This window comes from Streptomyces fulvorobeus (assembly GCF_013167895.1).
GTDB classification, from domain to species: Bacteria; Actinomycetota; Actinomycetes; order Streptomycetales; family Streptomycetaceae; genus Streptomyces; species Streptomyces fulvorobeus.
Genome location: NZ_BLWC01000001.1, coordinates 6102689 through 6121049, shown reverse-complemented (window position 1 = coordinate 6121049; position 18361 = coordinate 6102689). Strand labels below are relative to the sequence as shown.

17 protein-coding genes and 2 pseudogenes are annotated in these 18361 nt (G+C 70.7%); 7 read left to right on the top strand and 12 right to left on the bottom strand.

What is annotated here, in order from left to right; translation table 11 throughout:
- The first annotated feature begins 187 nt into the window (after nucleotides 1-187).
- Nucleotides 188-820: a hypothetical protein gene (locus Sfulv_RS31295; protein ID WP_173317172.1), complete on the top strand. Its 633-nt coding sequence runs from the start codon at nucleotides 188-190 to the stop codon at nucleotides 818-820.
- A 631-nt stretch (nucleotides 821-1451) separates the two neighbouring features.
- Here Sfulv_RS31295 and Sfulv_RS27725 read toward each other — a convergent pair.
- Nucleotides 1452-1994, bottom strand: coding sequence for an SMI1/KNR4 family protein (locus tag Sfulv_RS27725; RefSeq protein ID WP_173317171.1), 543 nt, complete (start codon nucleotides 1992-1994; stop codon nucleotides 1452-1454).
- Nucleotides 1995-2556: 562 nt separating this feature from the next.
- The gene (locus Sfulv_RS27720; RefSeq protein ID WP_218578069.1) at nucleotides 2557-2688 is read right to left on the bottom strand and encodes a cupin domain-containing protein; all 132 of its coding nucleotides are present in this window, start codon (nucleotides 2686-2688) and stop codon (nucleotides 2557-2559) included.
- Between the two features lie 612 nt (nucleotides 2689-3300).
- Between Sfulv_RS27720 and Sfulv_RS30835 the strand changes: the two genes are divergently transcribed.
- Both Sfulv_RS30835 and Sfulv_RS27710 read left to right on the top strand, forming a co-directional pair.
- Nucleotides 3301-3552 (top strand): hypothetical protein, encoded by a 252-nt coding sequence (locus Sfulv_RS30835; RefSeq protein ID WP_246353260.1) that lies wholly within the window; start codon nucleotides 3301-3303, stop codon nucleotides 3550-3552.
- Nucleotides 3553-3826: 274 nt separating this feature from the next.
- Nucleotides 3827-4819 carry a bacteriocin fulvocin C-related protein gene (locus Sfulv_RS27710; RefSeq protein ID WP_173317170.1) on the top strand — a complete coding sequence of 331 codons (993 nt, stop codon included), beginning with the start codon at nucleotides 3827-3829 and terminating at the stop codon, nucleotides 4817-4819.
- Between the two features lie 259 nt (nucleotides 4820-5078).
- Here Sfulv_RS27710 and Sfulv_RS27705 read toward each other — a convergent pair whose 3' ends face one another.
- From Sfulv_RS27705 to Sfulv_RS27685, 6 genes and pseudogenes are all read right to left on the bottom strand, one after another.
- A complete protein-coding gene (locus Sfulv_RS27705; RefSeq protein ID WP_173317169.1) occupies nucleotides 5079-5417 on the bottom strand; it encodes an STAS domain-containing protein in 339 nt (112 codons plus the stop codon).
- A 13-nt stretch (nucleotides 5418-5430) separates the two neighbouring features.
- Nucleotides 5431-6635, bottom strand: a pseudogene (locus tag Sfulv_RS27700) (PP2C family protein-serine/threonine phosphatase); the annotation flags it as partial.
- Between the two features lie 62 nt (nucleotides 6636-6697).
- On the bottom strand, nucleotides 6698-7501 hold the full coding sequence (locus tag Sfulv_RS27695) for an alpha/beta fold hydrolase (RefSeq protein ID WP_173317168.1): 804 nt from the start codon (nucleotides 7499-7501) through the stop codon (nucleotides 6698-6700).
- Nucleotides 7502-7681: 180 nt separating this feature from the next.
- A complete protein-coding gene (locus tag Sfulv_RS27690; RefSeq protein ID WP_305961405.1) occupies nucleotides 7682-8464 on the bottom strand; it encodes a DUF2690 domain-containing protein in 783 nt (260 codons plus the stop codon).
- An 86-nt stretch (nucleotides 8465-8550) separates the two neighbouring features.
- Nucleotides 8551-8670: pseudogene (locus tag Sfulv_RS31290) on the bottom strand (helix-turn-helix domain-containing protein); the annotation flags it as partial.
- Nucleotides 8667-9464: a peptidoglycan-binding protein gene (locus Sfulv_RS27685; protein ID WP_173317167.1), complete on the bottom strand. Its 798-nt coding sequence runs from the start codon at nucleotides 9462-9464 to the stop codon at nucleotides 8667-8669. The gene Sfulv_RS27685 and the pseudogene Sfulv_RS31290, both read right to left, overlap by 4 nt.
- 309 nt (nucleotides 9465-9773) lie before the next feature.
- On the opposite strand from Sfulv_RS27685, the gene Sfulv_RS27680 reads away from it, so the two are divergent.
- Nucleotides 9774-10238, top strand: a complete 465-nt coding sequence (locus tag Sfulv_RS27680; protein ID WP_173317166.1) for a hypothetical protein — start codon at nucleotides 9774-9776, stop codon at nucleotides 10236-10238.
- Between the two features lie 204 nt (nucleotides 10239-10442).
- On the opposite strand, the gene Sfulv_RS27675 is transcribed toward Sfulv_RS27680, so the two are convergent.
- The gene (locus Sfulv_RS27675; RefSeq protein WP_173317165.1) at nucleotides 10443-11243 is read right to left on the bottom strand and encodes a GNAT family N-acetyltransferase; all 801 of its coding nucleotides are present in this window, start codon (nucleotides 11241-11243) and stop codon (nucleotides 10443-10445) included.
- Nucleotides 11244-11542: 299 nt separating this feature from the next.
- Here Sfulv_RS27675 and Sfulv_RS27670 point away from each other — a divergent pair, with 299 nt between their 5' ends.
- Nucleotides 11543-12499, top strand: coding sequence for a GlxA family transcriptional regulator (locus Sfulv_RS27670; protein WP_173317164.1), 957 nt, complete (start codon nucleotides 11543-11545; stop codon nucleotides 12497-12499).
- Between the two features lie 107 nt (nucleotides 12500-12606).
- The gene (gap, locus tag Sfulv_RS27665) at nucleotides 12607-13605 is read left to right on the top strand and encodes a type I glyceraldehyde-3-phosphate dehydrogenase (RefSeq protein WP_173317163.1); all 999 of its coding nucleotides are present in this window, start codon (nucleotides 12607-12609) and stop codon (nucleotides 13603-13605) included.
- 196 nt (nucleotides 13606-13801) lie between these two features.
- Here gap and Sfulv_RS30830 read toward each other — a convergent pair whose 3' ends face one another.
- The 3 genes from Sfulv_RS30830 to Sfulv_RS27650 form a co-directional block, all read right to left on the bottom strand.
- The gene (locus Sfulv_RS30830; RefSeq protein ID WP_246353259.1) at nucleotides 13802-14260 is read right to left on the bottom strand and encodes a hypothetical protein; all 459 of its coding nucleotides are present in this window, start codon (nucleotides 14258-14260) and stop codon (nucleotides 13802-13804) included.
- Between the two features lie 177 nt (nucleotides 14261-14437).
- Entirely contained in the window at nucleotides 14438-15403 is a 966-nt protein-coding gene (locus Sfulv_RS27655; RefSeq protein ID WP_173317162.1) for a YihY/virulence factor BrkB family protein, read from the bottom strand.
- Between the two features lie 476 nt (nucleotides 15404-15879).
- On the bottom strand, nucleotides 15880-16329 hold the full coding sequence (locus Sfulv_RS27650; protein WP_173317161.1) for a spore-associated protein: 450 nt from the start codon (nucleotides 16327-16329) through the stop codon (nucleotides 15880-15882).
- Nucleotides 16330-16541: 212 nt separating this feature from the next.
- Here Sfulv_RS27650 and Sfulv_RS27645 point away from each other — a divergent pair, with 212 nt between their 5' ends.
- On the top strand, nucleotides 16542-17951 hold the full coding sequence (locus Sfulv_RS27645) for a HEAT repeat domain-containing protein (protein ID WP_173317160.1): 1410 nt from the start codon (nucleotides 16542-16544) through the stop codon (nucleotides 17949-17951).
- Nucleotides 17952-18361 lie beyond the last annotated feature (410 nt).

The following is an 18361-nucleotide window of genomic DNA, read 5'->3' as shown; positions in this document are numbered from 1 at the left end:
TAGTTGATATTTCATCAACTACGGCACTCCGTTTCGAATTCGGGATTTCCGGCCGAAATTGCGCCGGTGCGGCCGTTTCAGGACATTTGATCAATGCGCGGTCTGTCAATGAGAGCTGCCTTAGCGTAACGTGATGAAGTGTCAGTCGGAAAATCTTTCCGACTGCGCAAATCGAAAGGCGTACCTCATGCGCATCACGCGCACCACCGCCATTCCTCGTACGATCCTGATCGCTGCGGTCGCTGTCGCCGGCCTCGCCGTGACCCCCACACTCGCTTCCGCTTCCGCCCAGGCCCAGGCCCAGGCGGACAACGCCCGGAACATCGCCGGTTACACCATCCTTGGCTTGCCCGGCGCCAATGGTGCCAACGGCGTAGGGACCAACGGCGGCGTCGGAGGCTTCGGCGGCGTCGGTGGCGCGGCCGGCTTCAACGGCAACGGTGGCACCGGCGGCGTCGGCGGCAACGGTGACGGCAGTGCGAGCACCGGTGGCGCCGGAGGCGCTGGCGGAGCCGGAGGCGCCAACGGCAACGGCGGCAGCGGGGGCGCCGGCGGCGGTGCGACCCTCGGCGGCACCGGAGGCAAGGGCGGCGTCGGCGGCGCGGGCAACGCCGGGGCCGGCATCGCCGGTGGCAAGGGCGGCAAGGGCGGTGCCTCCACGGTCGGCGGCGGGCACGCGGGCGGGGCCGGCGGGGCCGGTGGCGCAGCCAGCCCGGTGTGCCCGGGCAAGCCTGGCGGCAACGGCACCGCTGCCACCTTCACCGCAGACGGCACCGCCGGCGTCACCGGCGCTGCCGGCAAGACCACACTCCCCTGCTGACCGACACACCGGATGAGCACCCAGGTCCGTGCCCCGGCCTCACGCGGCCGGGCCACGGACCTGGGCCGCGGGACAAGGTGAGGTGCGGCGCGAGCTTTCAGCGGTCGCGCCCGTGTCCATACGGGCGCGACGCTCGGCTCTCCTGGTGGAGAAGATGTACGTCACCCATGTCGACGTGGGTTTTGATTGCTGCGGCTTCCGTATCCAGCGGAGGCCGACATGGCTAAGCACTTTCAGCACGCTGCGACGAAATTAAGACTGCCTACAAGTAGTGCGAAGTTCGTTAGCGGGGAAAGGGTTGCAAGATTGCGGCCTCGCGTTCAGTTCTCCCGTACCCTGATTCGCCTGGGGCTCGTTATCGCTACCGACGTTCAATCCCCACACCGTGGAACGCGGAGATACTGAGCGTCTTCGGAGTGGCCACCGATCAGGTGACGGGCTGGTCTCCCGCAACGCACGAGGCTCCTGTGCCGTTGAGGGAGGTGTTCAACGTCTCAACTCAGCAGCGCAGGAGTCTCGTAGGTTCCCTATCGTGTCGCACTCAACCTGCCGCATCACCGCCGCCTCCCGCAGGAGGGACGGCTTTGGCGATGACGGTCATCCAGTGGGACCGACGAGGCGGATTTTTGTCTCACGACCAGACGAGTCGCCCTTCGGCAACGGAACAGACCGGATGGTCCCCCGCGCCGATCCGCGTCAGCATCTCCGCCACGGAGTCGAAGTAGTGGGCCAGTGACGCGTACTCTCCGGTGATCGTGGGCTCACCCACGACCCATCTGCCGATACGTCCGTCCGTCGCATCGATGAACTGCCCCATCCAGCCGTCCTGATCCGACAGGAACGGGATCCACTCCTCGCGCCATTCGCCCCCACCGGACAAGGGGTGGTTCGCGTGGAGCTTCTCCATCGCCCGGATGCCCAGAAAGAAGCTCCCCTCGTCCGGGAACCCGGCGAAGCCGCAACATGCCACCTCGTCGTCCACATCTTCCTCAGGAAGATCCAGATTGTTCTGCAACAGCCACGCGCGCAGATCCTGAGGGAGGGAGATACCCATCCGTTCCTCGGCGCCCGCGAGCATCTGCTCCGTAGCGGGCCCAGGCAGATCCGCGTGATCGGCCGGGGCATGCTGCCGAAGAAGACTCATCACGCGGGACCAGCTCTCCGCCACGCTCATTCCCCTCTGCCCTCTCCACATGGATGCCCCATACGATCGCGCCACCGCAGAGGTTGCGGAGCGCCGACCTGGGGACCTCGCAGGGATGGTACTCCGAGCAGGCTTCCTGCCCCTCCCCTACGACCACCTTCCGCCCCGAAGTGCAGGACCGGCCGCTCAGCGAGGTGACCACCCGCCAACTCCTCACAAACCAAGCCGCTGTGCCCGGCGGGCGCAGCCGAGGTCGCCAAGGCCGTCCTCACCCTGGAGTGGCGAAGCTGAAAACGCTCGCTGAACGGATAGCGACGGTGCCCCGCATCCCTGCGGAGAGCATCACTCGGTGTTGTACGTGGACTATGAGCACGCCGGGCGCGGCGATCAGCGCCCCGCGCGGCGCGCCCTTCCGGCCTGCGGGTGGATCTGGTGCCATAGCCGCTTCCCGTAACTGGTGTGCACGATCGCGTCGGCCCGAGAGCGACGGGCCGGGCGCGCCAATTGCCCGGACGCCGCGTCGGCCGGTTCCAGGTACGTGGTGTCCCGCGCAGGTCCGGGGTGTTCCGCGTCGTGGCCGCAGTACGCCGGTTCAGAGCATCTTGAGATCCGCGAAGTCGAAGCCCGGGGCGACGACGCACGACACCAGGACCGGCTCGTCGCCTCCTGGCTCCGCGGTCTGCCTGCCGACTCCGTCGAAGGTGCCATCGGTTGCGACCAGCACGTACAGGAGACGGCCCAGTCGTACGGGCGAGTGAGGAGTCTTCTGCCCAGTGCGATATGTGTGAACGGTCGATCGGTTGTTGTGATCAGCTGCCATCTCGGGTTATCGATGGGCCCTTCGGGTGGTGTGGCCGGAATGCGGTGTCGCGGACGGGGCAGAAACGTTGGTGCCTATGTGGAGCCACGTGAACTTTGGGATCGAAACACGCTGTTGGCCGAAGCGTTCTGCAGCACGGACGACCGGGTGCGTGAGGCGCAGGCCGTGATGGACGAGGCGCTGGCCAACCGGACGAGGGCACTGGCTGCCTTCGCCGTGACTGTCGGGAGCGACGCCGCCGTGGCCGGCCTGATAGGGCTGAACGAGCGCGAGGTACGCGTGGCGCGCCGTACGGTCGGCAAGGAGGACGCCCGTACGGTCGCTGAACAGTTGCTCAGCTCTCCCCCCAAAAGGTCCTCCCAGCCGATCCTTCTCGAACCGGATCACGCAGGGGAGCCACGCACGGAAGTAGTGTGCGCCCCTGTGCCCCATCCACGCCCGGAGACCGTGTCGCCTGCCGCTCCTCCTGCCGTGGAAAGCGGGGCTTCGGGTACCGCGGTGACCTGGACGTCCGGGATGGACTCTGTACTGCAGTGGAGCTGGCAGTCCGGCCTGGACCTTCAGGCCGTCGCGGAAGAACTCGGCCTGCAGTCGAGAGACCTGCTCCTGCGAGCACAGATGCTTGCCGCCGAAGGGCGGCTGATGCCGAAGACCCCGGCGTACGACGCCAGCCAGTCCGGCCGCCACCGTCGGCACGAGTCCATGCACTACAATCCCGTCCCCGACAGCCCGGAGACCTTGTACCACTCGCCGAGCCCTCACCTCTGAACCGCCGCCGGTTGCCCCCGCTCGGGCACCGGACGGAGGGATGCGTTCCGGTCAGGCTGGTCCGTCCGCCCGGCCCCCGGGCGGAGAGGCCGCCGGTCGTGATCAGCGCGTCCGCCGGAGCCGTGCGCCGACCGCCCGCCGCATTCCGGCCAAGCGCCTCCGGTGCACCCCCCGAGCGCCGTTGCGCACCCGTGCTGTGGCCTGCAACCCTCGCTGACCGGCTACAACGCTCGCTTTCACATGGTCGTGACACAGGTACCACGAGGAGTAGACGGTGGCAGAACAGACATCACGCTGGGTTCTCGCGTTCGACGACAGCTGCGGCACCTGCCGCGAGATCTCGGCCGCGGTACGGAACGCATCGCAGGGGCGGCTCGGCGTCGCGCCCCTGCGCAGCCCGGAAGTGGAACGGTGGCGGACCCTGCACTTCGGCGCCGAAGCACCCTGGGCACCCACACTGTTCCGCCTCTCCGAGGTCTCCGGCCCGCAGGAGACCTCGGAGACGGTGGAACCGGCCGTGCTGGGCGCCTGGACCGGTCCGCGCATGGCCGCCCCGCTCCTGCGGGTCCTGGGAGCCAGGTCGGCCTGGCGCGTACTCCACGCGCTCGGGCGTCTGCGCCGCCGGGCGGCGGGCAAGGCGGACGCCCTCCCCGGCGCGCCACGGGGCCGCGTGGCCGTCAGCAGGGCCCAGTTCCTCCGCTACACCGGCGGGGCGGCGGTCGCCTCCGCCCTGGTCCTGACGGGCAGGACCCCCGCCTTCGCCGAGCAGGAGCAGACAAGCGCGCACCGCTGGGCGGCGCGGCGTGCGGCAGAGGGCCGGCTGCCGCGGACGTACACCGAGGTGTCCGCCTACCCACCGGCCTACCGCAAGGCCGTCTACGCCCAGTCCGCGCCCACGGTGCGCAGCTCGCTGTGGACGGACCACCTCTCGGCCTTCGAGGCGTCGCGCAAGGAGCTGAGCCCCGCTCAGCGGGCCGTGCTGGCCAACGCGCGGGCGATCGCGGCCGAACCGTCCAACTTCGACCGGGCACGGGGCTCCGAGGGACCGGCGGAGCCGCTCAGGGGGCGTCTGCTGGAGCTGCACCGGGACGCGGCCGACGCGTTCGGGGCCGAGGGCGCGTACGCGATGCTCGCGAACCTCGGGCCGGCCGGCAGCACGGAGGGGAGGGTGACATCCACGTGGCCATCCCCAAGTGCGGATGTTCCGTCCGCGACCCGTACTGCGTGCTGGGCGGCTGCGAGGCGGGCAACGGCCGCTGCCAGGTGATCGTCGACGACTGCGGCACCTTCTACGCCTTCGACTGCGACGGAGGGTGCCCCGGCATCCCCTGGTGACCGCGCCGGTGTTCCGGCCGTGCCGCAGTCGCGGCACGGCCGCCATCCGCGGCCGGACCGTGCGACCGGCGCTCCGTCGCGCAGCCCGCACGCCTGTCCCCGCTGCCGGCGCCTCTCGGACGCCTCCGCCGATTCGGGTGCCGCCGTGAGCGCGAACCGCGCCGGCGTTCCGGATCGACTGGCCCGGATGTTCAGGGCTGGGTGGCTGCCTGGCTGTCGGGGTTAAGACGGAAGACCTGGTCGAGGCCGACGATGTGCAGCACGCGCAGGGTATGGGCGGGTACGGCGGCGAGTGTGATGTCGGCCTGGGCCGCGAGGGCGTGGTTGCGGGCGACGATCAGGGCGGTGATGCCGCTGGAGTCGCAGAACTGCATGCGCCCCAGGTCCAGGACGAGACGCTGGCCCGGCTGGAGGGTGAGCGTGGCGAGCAGGTCGCGAAGCTGGGGGGCGGTGGTGTGGTCCAGTTCGCCGATGATCCCCAGGACGGGGCCCGACGCGGCGTTTCTGACAGTGATCTGAAGAGGGCTCATGCGGTGGTTTCCGTCGTGGGTGCGGGGCGGGAACGCCGAGGGCGAGTAGGGCGGTGTCGTCGTCGAGGCCGTCGCCGAAGCTGTCCAGCAGGCTGGTCAGGGCCTCGATGACGGCGTACGGGGGCCTGCCGGTGTGGGCGGCGGCGAAGGTACGCAGCGCCTCGTCGCCGTACAGGGTGGTGCGGTCCTGTCCGGTGCGGGCCTCGGTGAGGCCGTCGGTGTAGAGCAGGAGAGTGTCGCCGGGGCGAGGGTGGTGGAGGCGGTGGCGAAGGGCGCAGAGGGCAGGATGCCGACGAGGACGCCACCCGGGGTGGGCAGGAAGTCGACTCTGCCGTCGGCGCGCAGGACCAGGGCCGGGGGGTGGCCACCCGAGGCGAGGCGGACGGCGGTCTCCCCGGTGGCGGGGTCGGGTTCGAGGATGCCGAAGACGGCGGTGCAGTAACGCGGGTCCCCGCCGGTGTAGCGCTCATGGAGCACGGTGTTCAGGGTGGACAGGGCCGATACGGGGTCGGGGTCGTGGAGGGCGGCGGCGCGCAGCGTGTAGCGGGTCAACGAGGTGACCGCGGCGGCCTGGGGCCCCTTCCCGCAGACGTCTCCGAGGAAGAAGGCGAAGCTTTTGCCGTCGACGGGGAAGAGATCGTAGAAGTCGCCGCCGAGCTGGTCGGGCGAGGCGGCGCGGTAGTAGGCGGCCGTCTCCAGGCCGGGCACCGGCGGCAGGGTGGTGGGCAGCAGCGACTGCTGGAGCGCGGCCAGGGCGTCCTGCAGCCGGGCGCGGTCCGCCTCCGCCTCCCTGCGTGCCTCCTCCGCTGCCTTCCGTTCCCGCAGGAGTTCTTCTTCGTAGGCGCGGCGGTCCCTGGCGTCGAAGAGCGTGGTGCGGATCAGCAGCGGCTCTCCGTTGCCGCTCAGCTTGACGGCGGAGGAGACCAGCACGGGTCTGCGGTCTCCATCGGCCTGTCTGATCTCCAGGGCTATACCGCTGATCTCGTTCCGCATCCGCAGCAGGGGTGCGAAGTGCGTCTCGTGGTAGAGCTTGCCGCCCATGGTGAGCAGGTCGGTGAAGCGCATCCGGCCCACCACCGCCTCGCGCTCCATCCCGAGCCAGTCCAGCAGGGTGAGGTTGATCTTCGCGATGGTGCCGTCCATGAGCGTGGACAGATACCCGCACGGCGCACTCTCGTAGAGTTCTTCCGCGCTGTCCTCCAGCAGTGCGGCGAACATCGCGTTCGATGTGCCGTCGTCACCGGTTTCGTACGGGTCGGGCTGCGACCCGGCGCGCGCGGTCACCGCAGGCCGGCCAGGAACTCGGTGATCGCCGCGTTGGTGGCCTCCGGCGCGGACAGGTGCGGGCAGTGTCCGGTGGCATCGAGAGTGACCAGCGTGGAGCCGGGAATCGCCTTGTGTACAAAAGCGCCGACCTCGCGCGGCGCGATGACGTCCTGGGTGCATTCCAGCACCAGCGTCGGCACCGCCACACCCGCCAGGGCGTCCCGTGAGTCCGACAGGAACGTGGTCCGGGCGAAGACGCGAGCCATGTCCGGAGCGGTGGCGCAGAAACTGCTCGTCAGCTCCTCACCGAGCTCGGGCCGGTCCCCGTTCCCCATGATCACCGGTGCCATCGCGGCGGACCAGCCCAGGTAGTTCGACTCCAGGGACTCCAGGAGCTCGTCGATGTCCTGTGCGCTGAACCCACCCCGGTAACCCTCGTCGTCGATGTACCGCGGAGACGGCGCGACCATCACCAGCGCCCCGAACCGCTCCGGCGCCATCCCCGCGGCGAGCACCCCGATCATGGCGCTGACCGAGTGCCCCACGAACACCGCGTCGCGCAGGTCGAGTGTCTCGGCCACCTCCACGGCGTCCTGCGCGTAACCCTCCAGAGAGGCATAGCGGTCCTCTGAGAAGGCGGAGAGATCCGAGCGGCCGGAGCCCACGTAGTCGAACAGCACCACTCGGTACTCCGCGACCAGGGCGGGCACCGTCAGCCGCCACATGTTCTGGTCACAACCGAACCCGTGCGCCAGCACCACGGTGGGCCCGTCCGGGTTGCCGGTCTCGGTGACGTTGTTCCTACGTGCGATATCCATACCTTTACTCTCTCAGGCCCCGCTGACAGCTCCGGTACGGCCTCGCATCACCCGACGCCCCACCCGGTGCTTTTACCATCTGCGTACGTTTACGGCCCTCCGCCGCCGTCAGGGATGCGCGTGCGGGATGCGGGCCGGGTCGCCGCCTCGGAAGGCGCAGCGCGAAGGCGGCGGCTCCGCTCAGCAGGATGCCCGGAGCGCCGCGCGGCGGCCGGCCGGGGCCAGTTCCGCGACCGTGGTGGCAGCCGTGACCCGCGAAGCGGGCGAGGGCCGAGGAGGCTGCTCAGGGAGGGTTGCGCCTCGCTCCCCCGTGACGTGAGGGCGGCCGACAGTGGACGGGGGTGCGCCCACGCGGACCTCGACGCACTCGGGTTCGCCGTCGGCCGACGCGGGCCGGAAGCAGGCCCGGACCGTGCTGCCGGGGCGGGCCGTGGTCATCTCGGTGTAGACGTAGGTCTCCGCGTCGGCTCTGTCCTCTATGCGTACGTCGTGGGTCGGGCCACCAGCCGTGACCTCCACCCGGTCGCCGATCCGGGCCCCCCACGTCCGGACCCAGCTCGCACCGCACTTCTCGCTGTAGCGCAGCTCCAGGTGGGCGCCGGTGGCGGTGCGGTATGTGGTGAGGGTGTCGGGGCCGATGCCGCAGACCAGGCGCAGCGGGTCCCGGCCCTCGCAGGCGGCACCCCGGCATTGGGGGCCAGGGAGTACGGGGCGGAAGCCGACAGCGGTTCCTCCCGCGGAGTCCGCTCGTCGGGCAGCAGGAAGAACACCAGTGCCACCGCGACGACGATCACCGTGTACGCCGATGCCAGCGCCACCACGAGCCGGCCCTTTCGGCCGTGCGGCCGCCCTGTCTCGGACGGGCGGGGTGATTCCTGCGGCTGTCGCCGGGGGCGCGGTTCGGCGGGGGCAGGAGTGGGGTCCGCCGCGCGTCCGCTCCAGTCCGACTCGGCGATCTCCCACAGGGCCAGCAGCCGGCTGTCCGCTTCGTTCGCGATCCGGCACAGCTCCCTTACGGCCTTGCGAGGAGGCAGGCTCTTGCCGTTGAGGTAGCGCTCCCACGAGGACTTGCTGTACGCCGTGCGTTGCGACAGCGCCGCCAGGCTCAGACCGGTGCGTGCCCGCAGCTCCCGCAGCGCCGCGGTCAGCCGCGCGTGTTCCGCGGTCACGTCCGCGCCGCCTCCCTCAGGGCCTTCCAGGTGTGCGGGCCGATGACACCGTCCACGACCAGCGCGTCCCGCCTCTGGACGCGCTCGACCGCGCTCTTCGTCCGCGGGCCGAAGACGCCGTCGATCTCCCCCGGCGAGACGCCCGCCCGGCGCAGCAGGCACTGCGCCTCGGCCACTTCCGGCCCCACGTGGGTGTACGCCAGGATGGTCTCCGTGGTGTGGCTGAGGCCCGCGTACCACCGGCCGTCACGCCGTTCCAGCCGGCAGGTGTAGACGACCGGCACCATGGACTCCGACACGATGCCCGGGGTCGCCGCGACCGTACCGGTTCGGTCGTCCGCGAGCTTGGCGCGGGCATCGGCGAGCCCCACGGCCAGCAGCAGCGCCGCGGAGAGGGACAGCACCAGGGCCACAGCTCCCGCCCTGACCAGAGCGCGCGGGTAGCGCCCGTACCGCTGACGCTCCCGGGGTGTGGGTGCCGCCGGCGACGGGGCGCTCTGCGGGACTCCGGCGGTGCCCACGCGGCCGTCCGCCCAGCACTCGGCGGCGATCTCGTGCAGCACCAGCAGCCGGGCCGGATCATCACCCCCTACGCGGGCCATCGCCTCGACGGCCTCCCTCGGGGGCAGTGACCGGCCGTTCAGATAGCGCTGCCACGACCTCGCGCTGTACCCGGTCCTCACCGCCAGTTGTCGCGTGCTCAGTTCGCTGCGGTCCTTCAGCCTCCGCAGGCGCACGGTCAACCGGCGCACATGTGGATGCAGTTCCGCAGGCAGCACCTTCCAACGCGACATGTCTCCCCCACTCGCGTCAGGGCCCGGTGATCCGGTCCTCCGTGTCCCGGACTCATTCTGCATCAGGCACACCACAGCGCTCACGCGACGGCGGCCTCACCCAGAAAAAGAATTCAGCCGCTCCCGCCCGCGGCTGTCCCGCCGCACCGACTCGGTGGGAGACGTCCCGGCAGGTCAGCGGGTGGGACGTCCCTCAGTGACGCCAGATTCACTCCGCCTGTGGCCGAAATCGCGCCGGACCCGCAGGCTCGTTCCGAAAGTCGGCCGGTGCGGCCGGCTCCACCCACTCCCCCTCATTAGGAGCGACCCGTGAAACTGAACAGGAAGCTGGCGGCGACCCTGCTCACCTCCGCCGGACTGGCCGCGACCCTCACCCCGCTGACAGCCTCGCCCGCCTCGGCCGCCAGCATGCACGGCTGCTCGTACCCACGCGTGTGTGTCTACAACGGCTCCTACTCCGACGGCACCATCATCGGCTGGTTCCAGGACACCTACTACCAGAACATGCCGAGCGAGATCAGGAACGATGCGGACGCGGCCGTCAACACCCGTAACGACGATTCGGTCTGGCTGATCGACACGGGCGCCACCCCGGACGCGTACATCTGCATCCCGCGGAACACCGCCGTGAACCTGGGCAACTACGCGCATCCCAACGGCACCACCTGGGCAAACGACGTCGACACCATCAAGATCTTCGGTGATCCCGACGACGGGAAGTGCAACGGCACCTACCAGGTGCAACAGGGCCGCGTCCCCGCCAACTGGCCGTAACACGGACGGCGGTCCCCGGGCCTCAGCTCCTGGGACCGCCGTTCGCACCACCTGGCCCGGCTCCGGCGGCACCTCGCGTACGACGTGCCGGTGCGTCCGGTCACGGCCGGCCGGCTCAGCTCACCGCCCCACGCGGAACAGCCGGCTCGGCCCGCATCGGAACGCCGAACGCCGCTGTGCGCCCGTACAACGGCGTCGGTGAGGTCAGCCCGCCACGCTGTAGAAGTGCACCGGCGAGTTCGGCTCGAAGCCGATGCGCGGGTAGACGGGGGCACCGGCGGCCGTCGCGTGCAGGGTGGCCCGGATCAGTCCCGTGGCCCGGGCCCCCTCGTGCAGCGCCTTCCGCGTGACCGCCTCGCCGTAGCCTCTGCGCTCCCACCGGGGGTCCGTGGCGACGAGCAGGACGAAGAGGCGGCCTTGCGCCTCCGTCGTCGCGGCACACGTCACCGGGACTCCGTGGCGCAGTCCCAGGTAGGCGTGCACCTGGCTCTTCCACAGTGCGGAACCGGCGAGGCCGTCACGGCCGTCCTCCAGGGGAAACCCGTAGGCGCGGGAGTTGAGGTCCGCGTAGGCCCGCAGATGCTCCTCTGTGGTCACGCGCACGAACGTCAGGTCCGGGTGCACCGGTTCAGGGACGGGGAGCAGGTCACCGGCCATGCCGACGCCCGAGAAAGCGTGGACGAGGCCCGCTCGCGCGGCCGCCGCTCCCAGATCCTGACGCGCCTCCTCGTCGAGGAGATCCTCGAAGACCCAGAGAAAACCCGGGTGCTTCTTCGAGCGCATGACATCCGCCGCCTGTCCCAGACGCCGGGCCGCGAGTTCCGGCCGCGCGCCGACGTCGGTCAACGTGACGCAGTTCCAGAACGCGAACCGGTGATCGGCCCAGCGGACGGCGATGCCCGGAAGGTCGCGCACGTCCGCATCCGCGTCCCGGTCGAGCACCAAAGCACGCCAAGCCACAGTCAGCTGCTCCATCGATTCGACCGACTCCGCCTGCGTCCGCATAGAAACTCCTCCTGTGCCCTGCGCCGTGTGCTGACGAACATGGATACGACCTGGACCGGCCGCAGTTCACGTTCGGCACGGTCACCCGCTCGTCGGGATCGCCCGGCAGAATCATCGCCTCAGGACAGGCGGCCGCCAAGGTATTCGGCCAGGTACGGCACGAGACCGGACCCCGGTTCAAGCGCCGGGTCTCCGTCCTCGACGTCGAGAGGGCCCGTTCGCATACCGCGGGTCGATGTCGCCCCGGCCCGCGGGTTGCGGCAGTACGGCTCGGCGAGCCCCCACGTACCCTCTTCTCCGTGCCAGACTCACCGCTGCATCACGTCGCCGTCCTCGTGCTCGAAGGTGCGAAGCCGCTCGATGTCGGCATCCCCGCGCAGGTCTTCACGACCCGCGCGAGCATGCCGTACGAGGTGCGGGTCTGCGGGGCGGCACCCGGTCTCGTGGCCGGCGGTGACGGCCTGTCGTACTCCGTGGCCCACGGACTCGACGCACTCGCGTGGGCGGACATCGTCTTCGTTCCCGGCTACCGCGACCCGGACCGCGACGACCCGCCGCAGGCCGTCGTCGATGCGCTGATCGCCGCCCACCATCGGGGCGCACGGCTCGCCGCCATCTCCACGGGTGCCTTCGCGCTCGCCGCCACGGGGCTGCTCGACGGCAAGCGTGCCACGACGCACTGGCATTACACGCGGGCACTCGCAGCGAAACGTCCACTCGTGCGGGTCGACGCGAACGTTCTCTTCGTCGACGAGGGCAGCGTGCTGACGTCGGCCGGCGCCGCCTCGGGCATCGATCTGTGCCTGCACGTTCTACGCGGCGATCTGGGGGTGTCCGCGTCGAACCACGCGGCCCGCCGTCTGGTGGCGGCCCCCTACCGCAGCGGCGGTCAGGCGCAGTACGTGCCGCGCAGTGTGCCCGAGTCGCTCGGCGAGCGGTTCGCCGCCACCCGGGAGTGGGCACTGCACCGGCTCGGCGAACCCCTCAGCCTCGACGTGCTCGCCCGGCATGCGGCGGTGTCGCCGCGCACGTTCTCCCGGCGCTTCGTCGAGGACACCGGGTACACGCCGATGCAGTGGGTCATGAGAGCCCGCATCGACGTGGCCCGTGAGCTGCTGGAACGTTCGCAGCAGGGCATCGAGCAGATCGCGGCCGACGTCGGTCTCGGCACCGGCGCGAATCTGCGGCTCCACTTCCAGCGCATCCTCGGCACCACACCCAGCGAGTACCGGCGCACCTTCGCCCAGGGCCGGTAGCCCGCCCTGACCACGTGGCGTGATCCTTTCGGACCGTGGCGATCACGCCGCTGTCAGCAACGGACGCCGCGCGAGAACCTGGTGGCGAACCCGAAGGGACACCACTCATGACTCGCATCGCCATCAACGGATTCGGCCGTATCGGACGCAACGTGCTGCGCGCGCTGCTCGAACGCGACAGCGCCCTGGAGGTCGTCGCCGTAAACGACCTGACGGAGCCCGCCACCCTCGCGCGGCTGCTCTCCTACGACACGACCGCGGGCCGGCTCGGCCGTCCGGTGACGGTCGACGGGGACACCCTCGTCGTCGACGGCCGTCGCATCTCCGTGCTCGCCGAGCGCGAACCGGCACAGCTGCCGTGGGCCGAGCTCGGCGTCGACATCGTGCTGGAGGCGACCGGCCGCTTCACGTCGGCCACGGCCGCCCGGGCGCACATCGACGCGGGCGCGAAAAGGGTACTCGTCAGCGCGCCGTCGGACGGAGCGGATGTGACTCTCGCGTTCGGGGTCAACACCGACGCGTACGACCCGGCCGCGCACACGATCGTCTCGAACGCCTCGTGCACGACCAACGCGCTCGCGCCACTGGCCTCGGTGCTCGACGATCTGGCCGGAATCGAACACGGCTTCATGACGACGGTGCACGCCTACACGCAGGAGCAGAACCTCCAGGACGGCCCGCACCGCGACGCCCGCCGCGCCCGCGCGGCCGCTGTCAACATCGTGCCGACCACGACAGGCGCGGCCAAGGCGATCGGCCTCGTGCTGCCGAACCTCGAAGGCAAGCTGTCGGGCGACTCGATCCGCGTACCCGTTCCGGTCGGATCGATCGTCGAACTCAACACGACCGTCGCTCGCGACGTGACGCGCGAGGACGTGCTGGCGGCGTACCGCACCGCGGCGCAGGGGCCGCTCGCGGGCGTACTGGAGTACTCGGACGACCCGCTCGTGTCGTCCGACATCACGGGTAATCCGGCCTCGGCGATCTTCGACTCGGCTCTCACGCGCGTCGAGGGCCGACACGTCAAGGTCGTGGCGTGGTACGACAACGAGTGGGGCTTCTCGAACCGGGTCATCGACACGCTCGAACTCCTCGCCGCCAGCTGACCCGAGTCCGGGGCGGCCCATCCGGCGAGGGCCGCCGCGCCGAGCACCTGGTGCCCAGCGTCGCGGCTGGTCGCCCGGGCCGACTACCCAGCCGTGCGGTCCGGGCCATGTGCGCCTCGCGGGTATCCGGGTGGCCACCTGATCGACGGTGACGAGCCTGGCCCGGGCCAGCCGGCGGGCGGGGAGAGGTTTCCTCTCATCCGTCCGCGTGGGAGCACCGGCTGCCCCCGGCCTGCCTCGGCACCCGCATCCGGCGCATGAGATCGCGCGTCACGCGGCGGTCGAGCGTGGTGCTCCAGACGATTCCCGGGTACTGGGCCCGCAGGTGTGAGAGCGCCCTCGTGCCCAGCCCGCTGCGATGGAACTGTTTCTCGATCACCATGTCGGTGATGACTCCCTCCGCGCAGGAGTCGCAGAGGCGGAAATCCACCTCACCGATGACCTTGCGGACGTGCACGAGGAGCAGACACTGCGTCTCGCCGCTGTTCTGAACCGGCGGCTGCACCAACTCGACCTCGCGGTAGGCGAGCAGGCGGCGATGCCAGGCTCCTTTGCGGTGTCGGCGCAGCCGGTGGCGACCCCCGGCGCCGTGGTGCGCGATGGCTTCTGCATGGTGCGCCTCACCAAGAGGCGCACCCCGGAGTGGGTACGTCACGGGCTGTGCGTAGCTTCCCTGCATGTCTGGCGCCTGCCCCGTTTGCGGCGACCGATGCATCCCGCCGACGCGGGGGGCGGAACGGGACGCCGCGCGTCGCCCGCGTGACGGGTGCCTGTCAGTCCGTCCGGCCGCGCTGGAGTCCTGGAAAACGGAGGCTCCGCCGACCGGCCGCTGTCAGGGCCCGGTCCCGGGGTCCGGGTGGACGGGCTCGGTGATGCCGGCTCTGGCGGCCTCCAGCTGGGCCGCGAAGGCGATCCCGAGGAACAGGGCGATGCCGGTCACGTTCGCCCACAGCAGCAGCGCCACGAAAGCCGTCAGCGGCCCGTAGACAGCACCGAACGATCCGCTCTTGGCCACGTAGAACGCGAGCAGCCAGGTGGCCGCCACCCACAGGACCAGATGCACCGCAGACCCGAAGACCAGCCAGGTGTAGCCGGGCTGCACACGCCGGGGTGACCAGCGGAAGATCACCGCGGAGGCCAGTCCGGCGCAGACCGTCCCGACCGGAATTTCGAGAACGCCCCACCAGGCGAGCCAGGACGGCGACCAGCGAAGTGCCTCCACCACCGAGTCCCCGACCGCCTCGCCTGCGACCAGTACGAGGAACCCGAGCAGCAACGGCAGCCCCGCGGCGACGGCCAGCAGCAGGCTGCGGCCGTATTTGACGAGGAACGGGCGGTCGCGCTCGATGCCGTAGATGCGGTTGCAGCCCCGTTCGATCTGGCCCATCGCCGAGGCGAGGTTGAGCACGGCGAAGCCGAGACCCAACCACATGGCCAGCGCTCCCGCCGGCGTGGACCCCGCGCTGTGGCGGGTGTCCCGCAGCGCTCCCTGCACGAGTTCGGCGCTGGCACCGGGCACGATCCTACCCAGCGTCAGCTCGATCACGCGGGCGACACCTTCCGTGTGCACCGTCGTCGCCACGCCCACCAGCGCGATCAAGAAGGGCACCATGCCCACGACCACCTGGAAACCGAGGGACCTCGCGAAACTGAACCCGTCGGCGTACCGGAACCGTGCGAAAGCGTCGAGGAACAGCTTGCGGCCGCCGTAGTGGCGCAGCGCGCGGAGAGCTTCGTCCCCCGAGAGTTCCTCTCCGATCATGTCCCGCGTCTGCGGAACATGGACGACTGTCCCCATGAGCCCTCTCCTCCGACTGCCGGCCCTGTTGTGCCGACCCGACCGCACAGTAGTTCGTGAAGAGGGATCAGAGCCATCCGCCCGGGTCCTGGCGTGAGCGCCGCGGGCCCGGGCAGCCGCGAAGGGGCCGCGCGCTCAGCGGTCATCGGCCCGCCGGGGGGGTTGACCGCACCGTGGAGGTGCGGTCCGGGGTGCGACCAGATCGCCACGCCCACCGCACCGCACACCGTGGCGGCGAAGGCGCCTGCCGCCGCCCCGCAGACCGCACAGGCGGTGGCGGGACGGCGGCAGGCGCCGCACGGGAGCAGGGGTGAGGGCGGTGTCTCCCGTTGGCAGACACCGCCCCCTTACCCGGCTTCCGGAGTGCCGGACCGGCCCTTCCACGAGGTCCCGCGCCGCCTGGGGTCAGTCCGCTGTGAGGCGGTCCGGCTCCAGGAGACGGAGGCGCGGTGACGTACGGTCCGGGTGGCTCCCGGTCAGCGGATCTCGGTGGTCCGGCTTTCCTTGCGCGCCGCACAGTTGGAGTTGTCCACCGACACGTACACGTTGGAGATGTGGCCGCCCCAACTCACGCAGTGGCCCTTGCCGTAGACGTAGCCCGGCCCCGCGTACGAGGTGAAGAGGCCGTCGTCACCGGCCGACGCCTCCGTGGCCGGGACGTAGATGTACGTGGACATGACCTTGGCAGTGCCCGGGTCGGTGCGGATGGTCGTGACGCAGTTCTTCCCGTTCGAGGAGTTGTACGTCAGGTAGACAGTGCCCAGCGAGCCCACGGCCACGGAGTTCACCGTCTTGTAGGCACTGCCGCACACGCCCTGCGGTGTGACGTTGGGCGCGGCAGAGGCCGTCGCGCCGAACACGGCGGTGGCGCCCACCACCATGGTGGCCAACGCCCCGACAGTCGCGATGTTACGGACACTTCCCATATTTCCCCCTTGTGTACCCGAGAGCGGTTTGCTCGCACTTGATATGACCCTCGAACGACACAGATGGTTGTACGGGGGTCCCAAAGAGTCGCCGGGGCGGGTGAGTTGCCACCCCGGCGGGCGGTGGGCGGCCCCGGCAGCCGAGGAAGGGGAGCGCAGGTCGGCCGGTCATCCCTCGACGCGGCCACCAGGGGTTCTTCTAGGCTAGGAGCATGCGGAAAACGATCCCCCTGACGCCCACCCCGCGCCTGCCTCCGCACGACCGGCTCCTCCTGGGCGAGACCCTGTCCGAGGCCGTGGACACCGCTGACCCCGAGGCGTGGGTCGACCTCGACCGTCGGATACGGTCGGCGACCGCACGTCCTGGCGGGGGCCAGCCGCGCGGAGCCGGGCTCCCCCAACGACGCGCCGACGAGCCCGGGGCCGGCGACTGGGCGGCCGCCCCGCGCTGGGACGAAGAAGCCCTGGACGTCACCTGGTCGCGGTTCCCGCCCTCCGAGCCGGAGAACGCGATCGTCCTCTGCCACGACCGGTGGCAGGCGCGTGAAGCCGCTCTGGCCTTCACCGCCGGGCGGCCGGCCCTCCTGCCTCTTCTTCTCACGCGGTGCGCCGACAGTCATCCGCGAGTGCGGGAGCGGGCCCGTCGCATGGCGGTCAGGGCCCTCGACGCGTCCGGATCATCGGCGTCGCGGATGGTGCCCCTGGCCCTGCGTCTGAGCCTGCGCCCCCACGGCGGCTGGGCACTGGAACACGTCATGGCCGCGGCCGGCCCGCTGCCGACCGGCCCGGCCGCCCTGATCCGCACCAGCCCGCTGCCGCCCGTCCGCGTACGGGCGGCGCGGCTCTGCCTGGAGCGAGGGCTGCTCACGGCTGCCGATCTGGCAGAGCTCGCCCTCGGGGCTCCCGACCGGGCCGTCCGGCACCTCTGCCTCGCCGCGCTGCTGGCCCAGGTCACCGCCGATGCGTCACGGCAGCTCCTGGCTCCCCTGCTCGCTGCCTCCTCCGCCGTGGCGCGGTCCTCCGGCGTCATGGCACTGCACCGGGTCGGCCGGGGCCGGGAAGCCGCGGCCCACCTGACCGACCCGTCGGCCCGGGTGCGTTCCGCCGCCCGTCTGGTGCTCACGATGGAGGGCGAGGACCCGCCGTCGCACTACCGCGCCCTGTGCGCGGACCCGGCCGCTCCCGGCCTGCCACCGGGAGCCGTGTTCGGTCTGGCCGAAACCGGGGCACCCGGCGCGACAGCTCTCCTGCGTCCGCTGGCCGCACATCCGGAGGGCCGGGTGCGCGCCGCCGCACTCGCCGCTCTCCTCATGACGGACACGCTCTCCCCCGACGAGCTGATGGCCGCCATGGAAGACCCCCACCCCCCTGTGGTGCGTACCGCCCGCAAAGCACTCGTCCCCTACGTGCTGCTCGTCCCCGAGACGTGGCTTGCCTCTCTGCTGGCGCCTGCACGCCCTCGTCACGTACGCCGGGCCGGACTCCGGCTGCTCTGCGCCCACGGCCTGGAGTTGCGTAAACGCCTCCTGGCCCCACTGGAGCTGGACGATGACCCCGAGGTCGCCCACGAGGCGCAACGCGCCCGCTACGAACCGCTGCCGCCGGACGGTTCCCACAGCTGACGCCTGGTCAGGTGGCGCCCGGCCGTGATTCCCGCGGTCCACCGTGAACCGGAGGCCGTACGCCCGGACTTCGGCCGGGCGGCATGTGAGACGCGCGAACGCAGGCGCAGGGCCGCCCGCCGGATCGACGTGGTGGAGCGGGGCGGCGTCGTGGCGCCCGGTATGACAGGCTCACCTGCACGTCGCCCCATGACCTCTCGCTCACCGCCGGCTTCACGGGGGAGACCACCAGCGGCGAGCCCGCTCTCATCGCGCGGAGCGATATCGAACAGCGGCAGCCCAGCGGTACGCGACAACTCAACACGTGAACCCAGCAGCGCCGGCACCCCAGTTGTGGGGTCAGCGGTGCACAGTTGCCCCGCCTCCGATGCCCCCATCCGATCGGGGTAACCGTACGGACAGTCGCCGCC